Source organism: Limnohabitans sp. TEGF005 (assembly GCF_055394835.1).
In genome coordinates, this window is sequence record NZ_AP029226.1 from 1926081 (window position 1) to 1943010 (window position 16930).

The window sequence follows — 16930 nt, forward strand, 5'->3', positions numbered from 1 at the left end:
TCCTGTGCTGTGCTGAATCGGGGGTGGCCGAGGCCTGAGGTGAGCGCCTTGCTCGGACGGAGCGCAGATTGGCAGCGCACCACCCTGTCGAGCGCTTATTTTGTCATGCCAAAGCACCTTTGCCGGCTGCCCTGGCTTCTTCTTGCAAGCGCAGCACGCGGCGCTGCACTTTGCCCGTGGTGGTCATGGGCAGCTGCTCGATGAACTCGATCTCTTTGGGGTATTCGTAGGGGGCCAACAAGCCCTTCACATGGGCTTGCAGTTCACGCCTGACCTGCTCTTCAAACGCGGCTCGTCCTGCGCCTGCAGGCCTGCGGCTTTGCCAGTCGGGTGAAAGGACCACATAAGCCTTGACCAGTGCGCCGCGATCGGGGTCGGGCTTGGGTACCACGGCGGCGTTGGCCACCGCAGGGTGTTTGACCAAGCAGTTTTCAATCTCACCCGGGCCGATGCGGTAGCCCGCCGCCTTGAACATGTCGTCGGTGCGCCCTTGGTACCAAAGGTAACCCTCTGCGTCGGCCACCGCCATGTCGCCGGTGCGGCACCAGTCGCCTGTGTATTTGGCCTGGGTGGCTTTGTCGTTTTTCCAGTAGCCCAAAAAGAACACCGGGTCCGGGTGGCCGTGCACATCGCAACGGTGGACAGCCACCTCACCGGGCGTGCCTGCAGGACACACGCGGCCCGCATCGTCGATCACCGCCACCCGGTGGCCGGGATAGCCCTTGCCCATGCTGCCAGGTTTGGCGGGCCACAAGCGGGTGCAGTTGCCCACCACATAGTTGATTTCGGTCTGGCCAAACATCTCGTTGACCGTCACACCCAGCTGCTTTTGGCAATAGTCGAACACCGCATCGCCCACCGCTTCGCCCGCGCTCATCATGGCTTGCAGCTGCAGTTTGTAATGGGCTTTCACATCGGGTACGGCCTTCATCATGGCCTTGAGGGCGGTGGGGAACAAAAAGGTGTGCGTGACGGTATGGCTTTGCAAAATCTCAAATGCCGTCTCTGGCGAAAAGCGCCCATTGAAGGCCACGATGGGCCGTCCAAAATACAAGCTGGGCAGCAAGGCGTCCATCAAACCCCCTGTCCACGCCCAATCGGCGGGCGACCAAAACACCGCTTGGGACGGTTGGGTGGTGTCAAAGGGGTCAAATCCAAACCAGTTCTGGCTGCACACAAAACCGGTGAGGTTGCCCAACAGCGCCCGGTGCGGGATCAGGGCCCCTTTGGGGTTGCCGGTGGTGCCGCTGGTGTAGATCAGCACCGCAGGGTCATCGGCCAAGGTGCTTACGGATTTGAAAGTCCCAGGGCTGGCGGCCATGGCACGGTGGCCATCCAGGTCGGCCAAGGCACCCGCCTGCCCCAGGCCGATCAGGGTTTGCAAGCCCGGGCAATCGGGGCGGGCTTGCAGCAAAGCGTCAAGGGTCGACTCGTCACACACCGCCACTCGGGCTTGGCTGTCGTTGATGCGAAAAGACAGCGCTTCAGGCCCGAACAGCATGGACAGTGGCATGGCCACCGCCCCCATTTGCAGCACCGCCATGTAGGCCACCGCGGTCTCAAAGCGCTGGGGCATCACGATGGCCACCCGGTCACCCCGCCGCACGCCCTGCGCATGCAAAACCCGGCTCAGGCGATTGGCGTCTTGCTGCAGCTGCCCAAAAGTCCAGCTGCGGCCCAAACCATGCCCTGCCACATGCTCACGCACCGCTTGGCGTTTGGCCGTCGCAGGCTGCGCGGCCCACTGCGTGCAACAAGCTTGGGCCATGTTGAAGTGCTTGGGCACCTTCCAGCCAAAGCCTTGGTGGATGACTTGGTAAGGGTCAGTGACAGCTCGAGGGTTGGCTTGGGGGGCGGCTTGACTTTGGCGGTCCTGCTTGCGACTGACGCTCATGGTGGGTCTCCTTATGATCGAAAGTATGTACCAAGTTCAACGCGAATCTCAAAGCCTGTGGGTGCCGCTGCGCGGCTGCCGTTACCACGTCCGTCAATGGGGCACACCCACGCCGGGTGCCACCCCTTTGGTTCTGGCGCACGGCTGGATGGACGTGGCAGCATCCTGGCAATTCATGGTGGATGCGTTCAGCCAAGCCTTTGCCCAGCAACGCCCCATCATCGCCATGGACTGGCGTGGCTACGGACTGACCGAGGCCCCGCCCACCGACAGTTATTGGTTCCCCGATTACCTGGCCGATTTGGACGCCTTGCTGGACCAGCTGTATCCGGGGCAAACGATTGACTTGGTCGGCCACAGCATGGGCGGCAACGTGGTGATGATGTACGCAGGCACACGGCCTGAACGCATTCGCCGGCTGGTCAACCTCGAAGGCTTTGGCATGCCCGCCACCCGCCCTGCCCAAGCCCCGGGTCGCATGGGCCAATGGCTCGATGAGCTCAAAGCGCTGCGCGATGGTGCCAGCGACCTGAAACCTTATGCCAATGCCGCAGGTGTCGCGGCGCGCTTGATGAAAACCAACCGCCGTCTGAGCGCAGACAAAGCCAACTGGCTGGCACAGCATTGGGCGAAACCCGGCAGCGATGGGCAGTGGCGCATCTTGGGCGATGCGGCTCACAAAGTGATCAACCCGTATTTGTTCCGCGTCGAAGAAGCGCTGGAGATATACCGCCGCATCACGGCCCCTGTGCTGGCGGTGGAGGCGGCCGACGATTCTCTGGGCCAATGGTGGAAAGGCCAATACACACTGGCCGAGTTTCACGAACGTTTAAAAAGCGTACCGACGCTGGAGACAGCCGTGATTCAGGACGCAGGCCACATGCTTCACCACGATCAGCCACAAACACTGGCAGCACTGCTGCAAAAGTTCTTGGCCTGACAAGCCCCTAGAATCAAACCGTTTTAATATTGATCATCGTTTGCCATGCACTCCGTACACATTCTGCGTTTCATACTGCCGGTGGCCTTGTCAGGCTTGTTCTCACTGGCACACGCAGACAGCTCTCCGCGCTATTGCCCCGACCTGTTGGCCGTCAAAGGTGCACCCGAACCCACACACCGGGGCGAATTCACGTTTTCACCGTACACCCACCACTGGAGCCAGAACCCAGATCACAAACAAGTGGTCTTGGTCGCCATCGATGAGCAATTGCCGGGCGACCGTTTGTGCGGTGTCAGCGTGTTCAGCAACTCCTTTGGCCAACCCTCGGTGTATGTGTACGCCGGGCGTCAGTTCAACAATCTGCTGGGGGTGCCGCAACTGTTTGCCAAAGTCACGGGCGGCCTGATGTACGGTTACGTGGCGCCTTATGAAAACAAAGTGCCCCTCAATTACCACGGGTTCTCGCCTGCCATCATCCCTGCCCTTGGCTACAAACTGACGCAGCACGACTCGGTTCAACTCAAGTTCTTGGGCACCGCGGCGTTGATGTTCTCTTACGGACGGCAGTTTTAACCGACTGCCCGAGGCCGTGCCCAGCCAACTCATGAGAAAATGCCCGGTTTACCGAACCGGACACATTCCCCATGGACGCAGAACACATCAACCAAATCGGCGCATCCCTCACAGACCTGACCGCTCGTACCCACGAGTTACGGGGGTATCTTTGACTACGATGCCAAATCTGAACGGCTGAGAACCGTCAACGCATCGCTCGAAGATCCCTCGGTCTGGAACGACCCGAAAAAAGCCCAAGAGCTGGGCAAAGAGAAAAAAGCCCTGGATGGCGTGGTGGTGACCATCACCAACCTGACCAGCGAGCTGGCCGACAACCTTGAACTCTTCGAGATGAGCAAGGAAGAAGGCGATGACGATGGTTTGAAGACCATCGAGGCCGAAACCGCCAAATTGGCCAGCCTGGTCGAAGACCTCGAATTCCGCCGCATGTTCCGCCATGAGGCCGACCCGCTGAACTGCTTTGTGGACATCCAGGCAGGCGCAGGCGGCACCGAAGCCTGCGACTGGGCCAGCATGCTGCTGCGCCAGTACGTCAAATACGCCGAGCGCAAAGGCTTCAAGGCCACCGTAGAAGAAGAAACCCCCGGCGACACCGCAGGCATCAAGGGCGCGACCATCAAGATTGAGGGCGAATACGCCTTTGGTCTGCTGCGCACCGAAACCGGCGTGCACCGCTTGGTGCGCAAAAGCCCATTCGACTCGTCGGGCGGCCGCCACACCTCGTTCGCTTCGCTGTTTGTGTACCCCGAAATCGATGACTCGATCGAGATCAACATCAACCCGTCTGACGTGCGTACCGACACTTTCCGTGCCAGCGGTGCGGGTGGTCAGCACATCAACAAGACGGACTCGGCTGTGCGCCTGACGCACATCCCGACGGGCATCGTGGTGCAGTGCCAGGACGGCCGAAGCCAGCACAGCAACCGTGACGTGGCATGGCAGCGCCTGCGCTCGCGCCTGTACGACTTTGAAATGCGCAAGCGCATGGAAGAGCAGCAAAAGCTGGAAGACACCAAGACCGATGTGGGCTGGGGTCACCAGATTCGCAGCTATGTGCTGGACAACAGCCGCATCAAGGATTTGCGCACCAACGTCGAAATCTCGGCCACTCAAAAGGTGCTCGATGGCGACCTGGATGCGTTCATCGAAGCCTCACTGAAACAAGGCCTCTGACCCGGTCAGACCTCAACCAAATCGGAGTTAGTGATGCGTGAAGGACAACCCACCGCGATTCACCGGGAGGCTTATGCCGCCCCGGCTTTCTGGATCGACACGGTCGATCTGACGTTCGACCTCGACCCGGCCAAGACCCGCGTATTGAACAAAATGCGCCTGCGCCGCAATCCGGATGTGGCGGCCCAGCCGCTGCGCCTGGACGGCGAAGACCTGAACCTGGCACGCGTGCTGGTGAATGGCGCGGGCACTTCGTTCAAGATGGACGGTGGCCAGCTGGTGCTGGAAAACCTGCCGAGCTTGGAAGATGGGGGCCAAGAGGGCTTCGATCTGGAAATCTTCACCACCTGCAACCCTGAGAAGAACACCCAACTGATGGGTTTGTACGTCAGCAACGATTCGTTCTTCACGCAGTGCGAGGCCGAGGGGTTTCGCCGCATCACCTACTTTCTGGACCGCCCCGATGTGATGGCCAGCTACACCGTCACCTTGCGTGCCGACAAGGCCAAATACCCGGTGCTGCTGTCCAACGGCAACTTGCTTGAGCAAGGCACACTGGACGACGGACGCCACTTTGCCAAGTGGGTCGACCCGCACAAAAAGCCTTGCTATTTGTTCGCACTGGTGGCGGGCCAACTGGTCGCACGCGAACAGCGCATCATCAGCCGCAGTGGCAAAGAACATTTGTTGCAGGTGTTCGTGCGCCCCGGCGACCTGGACAAGACCGAACACGCCATGAACTCGCTCATGGCCAGCGTGGCCTGGGACGAAGCCCGCTTTGGTCTGCCGCTGGACCTTGAGCGCTTCATGATCGTCGCCACCAGCGACTTCAACATGGGCGCGATGGAGAACAAGGGCCTGAACATCTTCAACACCAAGTACGTTTTGGCGAATCCGGCCACTGCCACCGACATGGATTTCGGCAACATCGAAAGCGTGGTCGGTCACGAATATTTCCATAACTGGACGGGCAACCGCATCACCTGCCGCGACTGGTTCCAGCTGTCACTCAAAGAGGGCCTCACGGTTTTCCGCGACCAGGAATTCAGCCAGGACATGGCAGGCGACACCAGCGCCCGCGCCGTCAAGCGCATCGAAGACGTGCGCGTGCTGCGTACGGTGCAATTTGCCGAAGACGCAGGCCCCATGGCCCACCCGGTGCGCCCTGACAGCTATGTGGAAATCAACAACTTCTACACCGTCACCATCTACGAAAAGGGCTCTGAAGTCGTTCGCATGATGCAGACTCTTGTGGCCACGCCCGCTGACCTGCAAGGGCGCGACGGCTTTGCCAAGGGCATGAAGCTCTACTTTGAGCGCCACGATGGCCAAGCTGTGACTTGTGACGACTTTGCGCAAGCGATTGCCGATGCCAACCCCGGCTCGGCACTGGCGCACAACCTGGCCGCGTTCAAACACTGGTACAGCCAAGCGGGCACGCCACGCCTTCAGGCCTCAGGGGCATACAACGCTGCCGAGCGCACTTACACGCTCACCCTCAGCCAAAGTTGCCCCGCCACGCCAGACCAAGACCGCAAAGCGCCCTTCGTCGTCCCGGTCACGCTGGGCCTGCTCAGCCGCGATGGTCAGGCCCTGCCCTTGCAACTGGCAGGTGCATCTGATGAGGTGCCGCAGCAAACCTTGGTACTGACCGAAGCCAGCGCCAGCTACAGTTTTATCAACATTGACAGCGAACCTGTGCCCTCGCTGCTGCGAGGTTTCAGCGCCCCCGTGGTGCTGGAAGACGGCTTGTCGGCGGCCGATCTGCTGATCTTGCTGGCCCACGACAGCGACCCATTCAACCAATGGGAAGCCAGCCAACGCCTGATGCTGCAAAGCGCCACCGATGCCATCCAGCAGAACAAGGACCTGAAGGGTCAGCCTGTGCTGTCCGAAGCGCTGGTCGCGGCCTTGCGCAACGTGCTGCGCCACCCCACACTGGATGCCGCGTTCAAAGACCTGGCGCTCACACTGCCGTCAGAAAACTACATCGCCGACCAGCTGGACGTGGTGGACCCACAGCGCGTGCATGCGCTGCGAGAAAACATGCGCCTGCAACTGGCCACGGCCTTGCAAGCCGACTGGCAATGGGCTTGGGACGCACACAAGAACAACGGCGCTTACTCACCCGATGCCCAGTCGAGTGGTCGCCGCGCATTGGCCGGGTTGGCCATGGGCATGCTGTGCGTGGCAGCCGTGCACAGCGGTGACGCCGTCACACCCGGCCGTGTGTACCAGCAGTTCAAGGACGCCAGCAACATGACCGACCGCTTCAACGCCTTGTCGGCGTTGGTGGTCAGCGGCCATGTCCTGGCACAAGACGCACTGGCCCTGTTCCACAAGCTGTTCCAGCACGAAGCCTTGGTGATCGACAAGTGGTTTGCCTTGCAAGCCGGAGCACCCGACCGCGCTGGCGATGTCTTGCCCCGTGTACGCCAACTCATGCAGCACGCCGACTTCAGCCTGCGCAACCCCAACCGCGCACGCAGTTTGATCTTCAGCTATTGCAGCGCCAACCCCGCCGGTTTCCACCGTGCCGATGCAGCAGGTTATGTTTACTGGAGCGAACAAGTGCTCGCCTTGGATGCCATCAACCCGCAAGTAGCCGCCCGCCTGGCCCGCGCCATGGACCGCTGGAGCCGACTGGCCGAGCCCTACCGCAGCGCCGCCCGCGTGGCGATCGAGCGTGTGGCGGCCAAGGCCGACCTCTCCAACGATGTGCGCGAGGTGATCAGCCGCGCCCTGAGCAGCACCTGACAGCACACTGAACCCGAGGAATGAACATGAGCAACAAAATCTCCCTTTCCCGCTACTTGGTGGAGCAACAACGCGACAAAGGCCACATCCCGGCTGACCTGCGCTTGTTGCTCGAAGTGGTCGCTCGCGCCTGCAAAAGCATCAGCCACGCCGTCAATAAAGGCGCTCTGGGCGGTGTTTTGGGCAGCGCCGAAAGCGAAAACGTGCAAGGCGAGGTGCAAAAGAAACTGGACATCATCGCCAACGAAGTGCTGCTCGAAGCCAACGAATGGGGCGGACACCTCGCGGCCATGGCCTCCGAAGAAATGGACAGCATCTATTTGGTGCCCAACCGCTACCCGCAAGGCGAATACCTTTTGCTGTTTGATCCGTTGGACGGCTCGTCCAACATCGACGTCAACGTCAGCATTGGCACCATCTTCAGCGTGCTCAAAAAAGCCGAAGGAGGCCAAGGCGTGACGGAACAGGACTTCCTGCAGCCAGGCAAGCAGCAAGTGGCTGCAGGCTATTGCGTCTATGGCCCACAAACCACCCTGGTGCTCACCGTGGGCGATGGCGTGGCCATGTTCACGCTGGACCGCGAACAAGGCTCCTTCGTACTGACACAGGAAAACGTGCAAGTGCCCGCCGACACCAAAGAGTTCGCCATCAACATGAGCAACATGCGCCACTGGGACGAGCCCGTGCGCCGCTACATTGACGAATGCCTGCAAGGCAAAGAAGGTCCACGCGGCAAGGACTTCAACATGCGCTGGATCGCCAGCATGGTGGCCGACGTGCACCGCATCCTGACCCGTGGCGGTGTGTTCATGTACCCCTGGGACAAACGCGAACCGCACAAGCCCGGCAAACTGCGCCTGCTGTACGAAGCCAACCCCATGAGCTGGCTGATCGAGCAAGCAGGAGGCGCATCCACCAACGGCAAGGAGCGCATTCTCGACTTGCAACCGAGCCAACTTCACGAACGCGTGAGCGTGGTGCTGGGCTCGAAAAATGAAGTCGAGCGATTGACGCAGTACCACGCCAAACCATAAGGTGCAGAGAGCAGCCGATGCCGCGCCATTTTTGAGTTCGACTGCATCGACATAAAAAATGGGGTCCGGACCTTCATCTGCTCAGTACCCCCAACAAAAAGCCCTGACTCTTGCGAGTCAGGGCTTTTTTTGTGCGGCAGACCCTGCGGCCCGCAGCGTTGATTTACGCGTCACTGTCAGGCGGAAAGTCGGGGCCTGGCAATATCGTTGCAGGCGTCGATCCAGGTGCCGATCCAGCGGCAGCTGAAGAGGCCACGGAGGGTTCGGCCACCACCGAACGCAGTGTTTCACGCAACATCTTTTTCTCCGGCAAGCTCAAGGCGCGGGCCAGGCGCTGGCGCATGCGCAGCAAGAGTTGGCGGTCCACTTCTTGCGGAATGCCTCGGCTGATCTGCAGTGCATCGCGCAGGTCTTCACGCAGGTCTTCAGGCTCATCGGCCCACCAAGCGGTGATGACTTCATGCATCGACTTGCGCAGCTCTTCTACATCTTCCAGTGCCAAACCCATGCCTGTGGGCAATTTGCCTTGCAGCATGTCGGCCAGGGCTTGCGAGTTGACCACCACACGGCGGTCACCTTGGGCCAACAAGCGGGCCCAACCCGGATCGGTGCGCACCATTTGAGGCATGTTGCGCGCCGATTCATCGGCCAGCAAATGCACGCTCACACCGCTCAACTGGGCTTCGTCGATGGTGGCCAAAAACCGCTCATCGTCGCTGGCCACCAACACATGGTCACAGGCATGGTGCTCAGCCAGTTGCTTGAGGTCATGGCCCAAGGAACGGAGCAAGGAAGCGCCACCATCGGCATCGTGGGTTTGCACCAGGCGCACGATCTGGTCGTCGATGATCAAGCCATCCGATCGGTCGCTGTACCAATAAATACGGCGCAAGTCGACATCGAGCCCGGCATGCAACAGTGCTTGCGACAGCAAACTGAGCAAGCCTTGGCGATTCACCGACTCGCCCGTGGCACCCACAGCGCCTTGTTGCGCCATCCAGATCAGGAACCGGCCATCGATCAGCGCCATGCAGGTGCCGGAGCGGTGTTCGCCAAAACGGCGATCGGACGAGGTGCTTGGAGAAAAATAATCACGCTTCATGGTGTCAACCTAAATCAATAAAAATAGCGCTGCTAAAAAGTGCAACGTCGGCCATTCTAAAGCTGGCCGTCCGCGGTCGGTTATAAATACCGCCTGTGCCAAAACCTTTGTCTTTTGACCCCCGCAATGTTCCGATTTGGCGCATCGATCACGATATGCCAGCGGTGCCGTCTGCGCACTTGTTGCCTGCCGCACTGAAAGCCCGGTTCGCGCAGCCCCCCATCTGGCAGCCTGAAGTCGAACGGGAAACTTCTTTCACCAACAGATCGCCCGCCCATGCCGCGGTTTTGGTACCCATCGTGCTGCGTGGGCCTGAATTCTCGGAATCCACGGTTTTACTCACCCAGCGGGCCAACCACATGTCGACACACTCAGGGCAAATCGCTTTTCCTGGCGGTAAAGTCGACCCGCAAGACACCAGCAGACACGCCACTGCGCTGCGCGAAGCCCACGAAGAAGTGGGCCTGCGCCCCAAGCATGTTCAGGTCATTGGCGAATTGCCGGTTTATGTGACCGGAACTGCTTTTTGGGTCACCCCCGTGATTGCTTTGGTGTCACCCGAATTTGAGCTGGCACCCAACGCCGACGAAGTACAGGATATTTTTGAGGTGCCCTTGGCTTTCTTGATGAATCCGGCACACCACCGTCGCCATGCCTTTGAATGGCAAGGTACCCAGCGACATTGGTTTTCAATGCCATACCAAGAGCCACGGTGTGCAGCAGATGGTCAGATCGACCTTGTCGAGCGCTTCATTTGGGGTGCTACAGCCGCTATGCTTCGTAACTTCTATCGATTTTTAGTGGTCAACCCAGTGGAATGAGAATGCCATGAGTTTTTTTGCAATCCTGTTGGCTTTGGTACTGGAGCAAGCGCGCCCGCTCAATGCCGTCAATGTGATCTACACCACCGTGGAACGCTGGGTCGCCTGGGTGGCCCGCACATTTGATGCAGGGGTGCGACACCAGGCCTGGATCACTTGGGGCATCACGGTGATTGGCCCGGCGCTTGTGGCGATGCTGGTGCACTGGGGGCTCGAGTGGGGTTTGGGCTGGTTGTCTGCCGTGATCTGGCATGTCGCACTGCTTTACATCACTTTGGGATTCAGGCAGTTCAGCCACCACTTCACGGCCATCCGCGAAGCTCTGGAAGACGGCGATGAAACCCAAGCCCGCGAATTACTGGCCGAGTGGCAACAAGTGCAAGTCGGCCAAATACCGCGTAGCGAAATCGTGCGGCATGTCATCGAATACTCCATGATCGCTGCGCACAGGCACGTGTTTGGTGTTTTCTTTTGGTACGCAGCACTGTCGATCATTGGCTTGGGGCCTGTCGGTGCCGTGGTTTATCGCCTGACCGAGTTGGCGCAACGCCGCTGGCAAAAACCGACCGAAGACGACGGCTCCGTGATGAGTGAAGCGCTGCAATCCGTGGCCTCGCGGGCATGGCAAGCCATGGATTGGCTGCCTTCGCGCATGACCGCCATGGGTTTTGCGATTGTGGGCAGCTTTGAAGATGCCATGGACGGCTGGCGCAACCACGCACAAAACTTTCCAGACGACAACGATGGGGTGATCCTGGCTGCGACAGCGGGTGCCATCAACATCCGCCTTGGTGGAGCGCCCTTGCAAGCGACCGATGAAGACGACGAAACCAACGTCACCCCTGGCGGAAACAGCACTCCAGGCCGAACGCCCGAGGTGGCTCACTTTGCCCAAGTGGTCGGCTTGGTCTGGCGCACAGTGATCATGTGGTTGGTGCTGGTGGCCTTGCTCACCATGGCCAATCTGGTGGGCTGACACAGCGTCTTCACCAGCGCTGCTGACTCAACTCTTCAAACAACTGCGCATAGATGCGGTGACGCCGCACGCTGATGGTGCCGGTTTGCTGTTCGTTTTCAACCTGTGCGAGCACGGCGCAACCGGGCTCATGCAAGTGCGTGCAGTTGTAGAACTTGCAGCCTCCCACATGGGCGCGTAAGTCGGGCATGCAGTCGGCCAGTCGGGTCGGCTCGATGTGGTGCAAGCCAAATTCCTGAAATCCGGGTGAATCGATCAAGGCCGTTCTGGCGGCATGGGCTGCGTTGGGTGTGTCGAGTGCGGGCACCCAATACCAGCGCGTGCTGGTGGTGGTGTGCTTGCCCGAGTTGAGTGCCAGCGAGATTTCACCCGTTTCCACCTGCGCATCTGGCACCAAGCGGTTGATGAGTGTGCTTTTGCCGCTGCCGGATGGCCCCAGCACCAAGGTCGTCAGGCCCTGTAAAAGTGCGCACAAAGCCTGCACACCGTCATCGGCCACTGGGCTGCGCGGACTCAGGCTGATGGGCATCACCTTGTAACCCATGGCGCGGTAAGGGGCCAAGCGTTCCCAGGCTTGGGCAAAGGGCTGCGCCAGATCGCTTTTGTTGAGCGCGATGATGGGCGTGATGCGCTCGGCCTCAGCGGCCACCAAGGCCCGCGACAGTTGGCTTTCCGAATACTCGGGATCGGCAGCGATCAAGATCAGCACACGGTCCAAGTTGGCCGCAAAAGATTTGGTGCGAATTTCATCTTGGCGGTAAAACAGATTGCGACGGTCTTGCAGTTTTTCGATGCTGCCTTCGTCACCCGCAATTTGCCACAGCACTTGGTCGCCCACCACCACTTGGTTCTTCTTGCCACGTGGGTGACAAATCAGGCGTCTGCCTTCGGGTGTCTCCACCAGACAATGCCGACCGTAAGTGGCCACCACCAGACCGGGCTCCAGATCGCCAGCCAGTGGCGTGATCGGGCGTTGTTTGGGTTTACTCATGAAGTTTCATGTCGGTAACAAGGTATCGGTTTGGGTGGCGGCATCAAAGTCAAGACGACTCAGGCCTCGCACATCGTGCGTGCGCCAACGGACAACACAGCGACGGTGATTGAGCACAAGCTCGGGGTGGTGCTTGAGTTTTTCAGACAACCAACCAACGCTGTTGACGAACAACAGCGCATGGGCATGCGCGGTAAATTCAAAGGTTTTTTCAATCGCGATGAACTCGCCATCGCCCGACAATGTCCAGCCCGTCACCTGGCTGAGCGCCAAGACAATTTCAGTGGGTTTGAGGGCGCGAACTTCAGCTTGGGTCATGCGGTTTTCATCCTCAGCAGACGCTCACTCGCAGGAGGGTGCGAATAATAAAACTTCACGTACACAGGATCAGGCGTCAAAGTCGATGCGTTGTCTTGGTAAAGCTTGAGCAAGGCCGACGACAAATCCTGGCCGGGGGTTTGAGAAACCGCATAAGCATCGGCCTCGAACTCTTGTTGACGTGAGCGCCAGGACGCAACAGGGGCAAAGAACAAAGTGAACACAGGGGTCACCAGCATGAACAGCACCAGTGCCAGCGCATTGTTGCTGTCTGTCAAGCTGGGCATGACCCCCAGGCCTGTGTAAAACCAGACCTGCTGGGCCAACCAGCCCAAGAGTGCCAGGCCAGCCAAGGTCAACGCAAAGCTCGTCGCCATCATCTTGACGATGTGCTTGTGCTTGAAGTGCCCCAGTTCGTGAGCCAGCACCGCTTCCATTTCGGATGGGCTCAGTTGCTTGAGCAAGGTGTCAAAAAACACCACCCGTTTGCTGGCACCAAAGCCAGTAAAAAATGCATTCGAATGAGCAGAACGGCGGCTGCCGTCCATCACAAAAAAGCCTTTGGCTGTGAAGCCTGCGCGCTGCATCAGAGCCTGCACACGGGTCTTGAGAGATTCATCGTCCAGCGGGGTGAACTTGTTGAACAGCGGCATGATGACATTGGGTGCGATGGCCATCAAAAACAGCTGCCACCCCACCAAAACGCCCCACGCCCAAAGCCACCACCAAGCCCCGCCGACCTGCATCAACCAAAGCACCACCCACAGCAGCGGCATGCCCAGTGCCAGGCCCAAAACCAGGCCTTTGACCATGTCCGCCAGCCAGAGTTTGGACGTGATTTTGTTGAACCCAAAACGCTGCTCTACGCCAAAGGTTTGCATCAGCGACAAGGGCAAGCCGATCAAGCCGCCCACCAAACTGAACCCCAATACCAACGCGATTTGCTGCGCCATGCCAGGGCCCATCCAGTCCAGCAAAACCTGGTTCAAGGCATCCAGTCCTCCGAGCAGTGTCCAGCCCAGCAGCACTGCGGCATCCAATGCAATGTCTATTTGCGACAAGCGGGCCTTGGCGAGGGTGTAATCAGCCGCCTTTTGGTGGTCTGCCAGCGATACCGTATCGGCATAGGTGGCAGGCACAGCACTTCGGTGCAGTGACACATGCCTGACCTGGCGGGCATTGAGCCAGAACTTGAGCGCCACATGCGCGAGCAAGGCAAACACGAGCGTCAGGGTCAAAGTGAGGGATGCATTCATGGGCGCAAAGTGTAGGGCAGATTGAAATCACGCTCCGGGCCATTGGCATCAGCGACAATCCAAGCATGTCTCAAGCCCACACCCCCTCCACCGCAGCCGAAGTGATTGAATTGCCCAAATCAGACCAAAATTTGGTCTGGATCGATTGCGAAATGACCGGACTCGATCCGGAAAAAGAACGCCTGCTGGAAATTGCCGTCATCGTGACCGGCCCCCACTTGACGCCCCGCATCGAAGGCCCAGTTTTGGTCATCCACCAAAGCGATGAACTGTTGAACAAGATGGACGCCTGGAACAAGGGCACGCATGGCAAAAGCGGCTTGATCGACAAAGTCAAAGCCTCCACTACCAGCGAAACCGATGCCGAGGAGCAAATTCTCACGTTCCTTAAAAAGTACCTGCCCAAGAGCGCATCGCCCTTGTGCGGGAACACCATCAGCCAGGACCGCCGTTTTTTGGTCAAGTTCATGCCCAAGCTGGAAGCCTTTTTTCACTACCGCAACCTCGACGTCAGCACCCTCAAGGAACTCTCACGCCGCTGGAAGCCCGAGGTGTATTCCAGCTTCAAGAAGCAACAAAAGCACACGGCGCTGGCCGATGTGCACGAATCCATCGATGAATTGGCGCATTACCGCGAGCATTTCATCAAGTTGTGAATTTTTCAGGGAAAACCCTAGCGTTTTTTTCTGATCCATGCCATAATTTGCGGCTCGCTGCACAAGAGTGCGGCGTTTCATACATCTCCCTTCACGCCTTGACCCAACGATAGGGTCACTCACAGCGGCCAGGCTCCACGCCCAGCGCCTCTCGCGAGCACCGTTTGATGGTTGATGTTTTTTCAACCTTGCGGTGCCTGCGGCCTAAGCAATACCTTGCGGCCGCTGTTCCGTGCGAGTTTTTTTACACACATGACTGACACTTTGAACACAGTGCAGGACGACTTGTCGCCTGCCGAAAACATTTCCATCTCTTCCGAGTCCGCATCCGTGACGCCAGCGGCCAACTTGGCCACTGAAATCATGGTCGCTGCTGCTGCCGAAATCACGCCTGCAGATACCCCTGCTGCAGAGGCTTCCGCCGAAGCAGTGACCGAGGTTGAAGCAGCCGCCGACGTGCCCAATGGTTTCGTCGAACTGGGCCTGGCCCCGGAACTGGTGCAAGCCGTGGCTGACCTGGGCTACACACAGCCCACCGCCGTGCAACTGCGCGCCATTCCTTTGGCTTTGCCCACTGCGGGCGGCTCCAAAGACGGCAAATCGAATGGCTACACCGACCTGATGGTCTCTAGCCAGACCGGCAGCGGCAAAACCGCGGCCTTCTTGCTGCCCGTTTTGCACACCTTGATTCAGCAGATGGCCGAACAAGAAGCCGCTGAGCGCGCCGAGTTTGAACAAGCCTGCGCCGATGCCGTTGCCAAAGGCGAGCCAGCCCCCAAGCGTTCCAAGCGCAAAGACCCGACCAACCCACGCAACTTCAAGGCCCCCACACCCGGCGCCCTGATCCTGTGCCCTACCCGTGAATTGGCTCAACAGGTGGCGCAAGACGCCATCGAACTGGTCAAGCACACACGTGGCCTGCGCGTGGCCAACGTGGTCGGTGGCATTCCTTACCAATTGCAAATTGCCAAGCTGCAAAACGCCAATCTGGTCGTGGCCACCCCAGGCCGTTTGCTCGACTTGCAACGCTCCATGCAAATCAAGCTGGACCAAGTCCAGTTCTTGGTGGTGGACGAAGCCGACCGCATGCTTGACCTGGGCTTCTCGGACGACCTGGCCGACATCAACGACATGACCAGCCAGCGTCGCCAGACCATGATGTTCAGTGCGACGTTTGCGCCTCGCATTCAACAACTGGCCATGCGCGTGATGCACGACGGTGGTTCTTCGGTCCAGAAAATCCAGATCGACAACCCCCAAGAAAAGCACAACAACATCAAGCAGGTGCTCTTCTGGGCCGACAACGCGCAACACAAGCGCCAGATGCTCGACCATTGGCTGCGCGACGCCACGATCGACCAAGCCATCGTGTTCTCCAGCACCCAAATCGAATGTGACGGCTTGGCCGCAGACTTGCAGCAAGACGGCTTCTCGGCTGTGGCCCTGCACGGCGCCTTGAGCCAAGGCATGCGCAACCGCCGTTTGATGGCGCTGCGCAATGGCCAAGTCCAGATTCTGGTTGCCACCGATGTGGCTGCTCGCGGCATCGACGTGCCCACCATCACCCACGTCTTCAACTTCGGCTTGCCGATGAAGGCCGAGGATTACACCCACCGCATCGGCCGCACAGGCCGCGCTGGGCGCGATGGCCTGGCCGTGACTTTTGCCGAGATCCGTGACCGTCGCAAGATCGGTGACATCGAGTCCTACACACGCCAGCCATTCAAGGCCGAAGTGATTCCAGGCCTGGAGCCCAAAGTGCGCATGCCCGAAGCACGCAAGCCCATGGGCCGTGGCGGTGACCGCTTTGGTGGCGAACGCAACTACGCCAACGCAGGCGGCGGCTTCCGCGGTGGTCGTCCACCCGCTGGTGGTCGCGACTTTGGCGGCAACCGTGACCGCGATGGCGGTGGTTTCGACAACCGCGCCCCACGAGGCAACTTCCGCGACGAACAACCCCGTTTTGAGCAACGCAGCGAACCCCGCTTCGATCAGCGCAAAGAAGGTGGCCGTTTTGACGCGCCCCGCGGTGACAACCGCAATGACAACCGTGGCGGTGACCGCTTCGAGCAGCGTGCTGCCCCAGCCCACCCTTGGGATCGCGGTGACAGCCGCCCTGCTCCACGTCAAGACGCTCGTCAAGATGGTCCCCGCCAAGGCGGTCGCTGGGAAGATCGCGGCGGCGACAACCGCAATGCCGCTCGCCCAGCACCTCGCGGCGCTGGTGCTGGCGCTGCTGGTGACAAGTTTGGTCGTGGCCCCAAGCAATTTGGTGCCAGCAACTTCAAACCCCACGCCGCAGCTGGCGAAGGCCCTGCGGGCAAACGCGGCGGCACCCGTGTGCTGAAAATCACACGCGGTTGATCATGCTGTTCCAGGGCTAAGCCTTGGACTTCAAGGTCCTTGAAAAGGTCTTGCCTTCACCGGCAAGGC

The 16930-nt window shown here is 59.5% G+C and carries 14 protein-coding genes; 9 read left to right on the forward strand and 5 right to left on the reverse strand.

The genetic code is table 11. The features are described from left to right. Window positions 1-103: 103 nt before the first annotated feature. Window positions 104-1894: an acyl-CoA synthetase gene (locus tag ACZ5RG_RS09265; RefSeq protein WP_464446899.1), complete on the reverse strand. Its 1791-nt coding sequence runs from the start codon at window positions 1892-1894 to the stop codon at window positions 104-106. 25 nt (window positions 1895-1919) lie between these two features. On the opposite strand from ACZ5RG_RS09265, the gene ACZ5RG_RS09270 reads away from it, so the two are divergent. The 5 genes from ACZ5RG_RS09270 to ACZ5RG_RS09290 all read left to right on the forward strand — a co-directional run bounded on the left by ACZ5RG_RS09270 (window position 1920) and on the right by ACZ5RG_RS09290 (window position 8377). Further along, a complete protein-coding gene (locus ACZ5RG_RS09270; RefSeq protein WP_464446900.1) occupies window positions 1920-2834 on the forward strand; it encodes an alpha/beta fold hydrolase in 915 nt (304 codons plus the stop codon). Between the two features lie 45 nt (window positions 2835-2879). Continuing rightward, window positions 2880-3410: a hypothetical protein gene (locus ACZ5RG_RS09275; RefSeq protein WP_464446901.1), complete on the forward strand. Its 531-nt coding sequence runs from the start codon at window positions 2880-2882 to the stop codon at window positions 3408-3410. Window positions 3411-3481: 71 nt separating this feature from the next. Then, window positions 3482-4586 (forward strand): peptide chain release factor 2 gene (prfB, locus tag ACZ5RG_RS09280; protein WP_298598142.1). Its coding sequence is split into 2 segments (ribosomal slippage): window positions 3482-3562 and window positions 3564-4586, totalling 1104 coding nucleotides; the frame shifts between segments, so codons are not numbered across the junction. A 33-nt stretch (window positions 4587-4619) separates the two neighbouring features. Further along, window positions 4620-7343, forward strand: coding sequence for an aminopeptidase N (gene pepN / locus ACZ5RG_RS09285; RefSeq protein ID WP_464446902.1), 2724 nt, complete (start codon window positions 4620-4622; stop codon window positions 7341-7343). A gap of 26 nt (window positions 7344-7369) precedes the next feature. Continuing rightward, entirely contained in the window at window positions 7370-8377 is a 1008-nt protein-coding gene (locus tag ACZ5RG_RS09290; RefSeq protein ID WP_464446903.1) for a class 1 fructose-bisphosphatase, read from the forward strand. A 163-nt stretch (window positions 8378-8540) separates the two neighbouring features. Here ACZ5RG_RS09290 and ACZ5RG_RS09295 read toward each other — a convergent pair whose 3' ends face one another. Then, complete coding sequence (locus tag ACZ5RG_RS09295; protein ID WP_312261767.1) at window positions 8541-9479, reverse strand: hypothetical protein; 939 nt, start codon at window positions 9477-9479, stop codon at window positions 8541-8543. A gap of 155 nt (window positions 9480-9634) precedes the next feature. Here ACZ5RG_RS09295 and ACZ5RG_RS09300 point away from each other — a divergent pair, with 155 nt between their 5' ends. Both ACZ5RG_RS09300 and ACZ5RG_RS09305 read left to right on the forward strand, forming a co-directional pair. Next, window positions 9635-10300, forward strand: a complete 666-nt coding sequence (locus ACZ5RG_RS09300) for a CoA pyrophosphatase (protein ID WP_464448193.1) — start codon at window positions 9635-9637, stop codon at window positions 10298-10300. Window positions 10301-10307: 7 nt separating this feature from the next. Next, a complete protein-coding gene (locus ACZ5RG_RS09305) occupies window positions 10308-11276 on the forward strand; it encodes a CobD/CbiB family protein (protein WP_298600159.1) in 969 nt (322 codons plus the stop codon). A gap of 10 nt (window positions 11277-11286) precedes the next feature. Here the strand turns inward: ACZ5RG_RS09305 and rsgA are convergent, their stop codons facing one another. From rsgA to ACZ5RG_RS09320, 3 genes are read right to left on the reverse strand one after another with little or no spacing between them, the layout of a single operon-like run. Beyond that, entirely contained in the window at window positions 11287-12267 is a 981-nt protein-coding gene (rsgA, locus tag ACZ5RG_RS09310; RefSeq protein WP_464446904.1) for a ribosome small subunit-dependent GTPase A, read from the reverse strand. Between the two features lie 6 nt (window positions 12268-12273). After that, complete coding sequence (locus tag ACZ5RG_RS09315) at window positions 12274-12585, reverse strand: 4a-hydroxytetrahydrobiopterin dehydratase (protein WP_298600165.1); 312 nt, start codon at window positions 12583-12585, stop codon at window positions 12274-12276. Further along, complete coding sequence (locus ACZ5RG_RS09320) at window positions 12582-13841, reverse strand: M48 family metallopeptidase (protein ID WP_312261770.1); 1260 nt, start codon at window positions 13839-13841, stop codon at window positions 12582-12584. Before ACZ5RG_RS09320 ends, ACZ5RG_RS09315 begins: the two co-directional genes overlap by 4 nt. A gap of 65 nt (window positions 13842-13906) precedes the next feature. Here ACZ5RG_RS09320 and orn point away from each other — a divergent pair, with 65 nt between their 5' ends. Together orn and ACZ5RG_RS09330 are read left to right on the forward strand one after the other, a co-directional pair. Continuing rightward, on the forward strand, window positions 13907-14497 hold the full coding sequence (gene orn / locus ACZ5RG_RS09325; protein WP_298600170.1) for an oligoribonuclease: 591 nt from the start codon (window positions 13907-13909) through the stop codon (window positions 14495-14497). Between the two features lie 252 nt (window positions 14498-14749). After that, complete coding sequence (locus ACZ5RG_RS09330) at window positions 14750-16861, forward strand: DEAD/DEAH box helicase (RefSeq protein ID WP_312261772.1); 2112 nt, start codon at window positions 14750-14752, stop codon at window positions 16859-16861. Window positions 16862-16930: the final 69 nt, after the last annotated feature.

What these genes read in the sequence shown, in the direction of transcription:
- orn (WP_298600170.1), top strand. Translation starts at nt 13,907, where the DNA reads ATGTCTCAAGCCCACACCCCCTCCACCGCAGCCGAAGTGATTGAATTG.
- ACZ5RG_RS09305 (WP_298600159.1), top strand. Translation starts at nt 10,308, where the DNA reads ATGAGTTTTTTTGCAATCCTGTTGGCTTTGGTACTGGAGCAAGCGCGC.
- ACZ5RG_RS09320 (WP_312261770.1), bottom strand. Translation starts at nt 13,841, where the DNA reads ATGAATGCATCCCTCACTTTGACCCTGACGCTCGTGTTTGCCTTGCTC.
- ACZ5RG_RS09330 (WP_312261772.1), top strand. Translation starts at nt 14,750, where the DNA reads ATGACTGACACTTTGAACACAGTGCAGGACGACTTGTCGCCTGCCGAA.
- ACZ5RG_RS09315 (WP_298600165.1), bottom strand. Translation starts at nt 12,585, where the DNA reads ATGACCCAAGCTGAAGTTCGCGCCCTCAAACCCACTGAAATTGTCTTG.
- pepN (WP_464446902.1), top strand. Translation starts at nt 4,620, where the DNA reads ATGCGTGAAGGACAACCCACCGCGATTCACCGGGAGGCTTATGCCGCC.
- ACZ5RG_RS09275 (WP_464446901.1), top strand. Translation starts at nt 2,880, where the DNA reads ATGCACTCCGTACACATTCTGCGTTTCATACTGCCGGTGGCCTTGTCA.
- ACZ5RG_RS09300 (WP_464448193.1), top strand. Translation starts at nt 9,635, where the DNA reads ATGCCAGCGGTGCCGTCTGCGCACTTGTTGCCTGCCGCACTGAAAGCC.
- ACZ5RG_RS09295 (WP_312261767.1), bottom strand. Translation starts at nt 9,479, where the DNA reads ATGAAGCGTGATTATTTTTCTCCAAGCACCTCGTCCGATCGCCGTTTT.
- rsgA (WP_464446904.1), bottom strand. Translation starts at nt 12,267, where the DNA reads ATGAGTAAACCCAAACAACGCCCGATCACGCCACTGGCTGGCGATCTG.
- ACZ5RG_RS09290 (WP_464446903.1), top strand. Translation starts at nt 7,370, where the DNA reads ATGAGCAACAAAATCTCCCTTTCCCGCTACTTGGTGGAGCAACAACGC.
- ACZ5RG_RS09270 (WP_464446900.1), top strand. Translation starts at nt 1,920, where the DNA reads ATGTACCAAGTTCAACGCGAATCTCAAAGCCTGTGGGTGCCGCTGCGC.
- ACZ5RG_RS09265 (WP_464446899.1), bottom strand. Translation starts at nt 1,894, where the DNA reads ATGAGCGTCAGTCGCAAGCAGGACCGCCAAAGTCAAGCCGCCCCCCAA.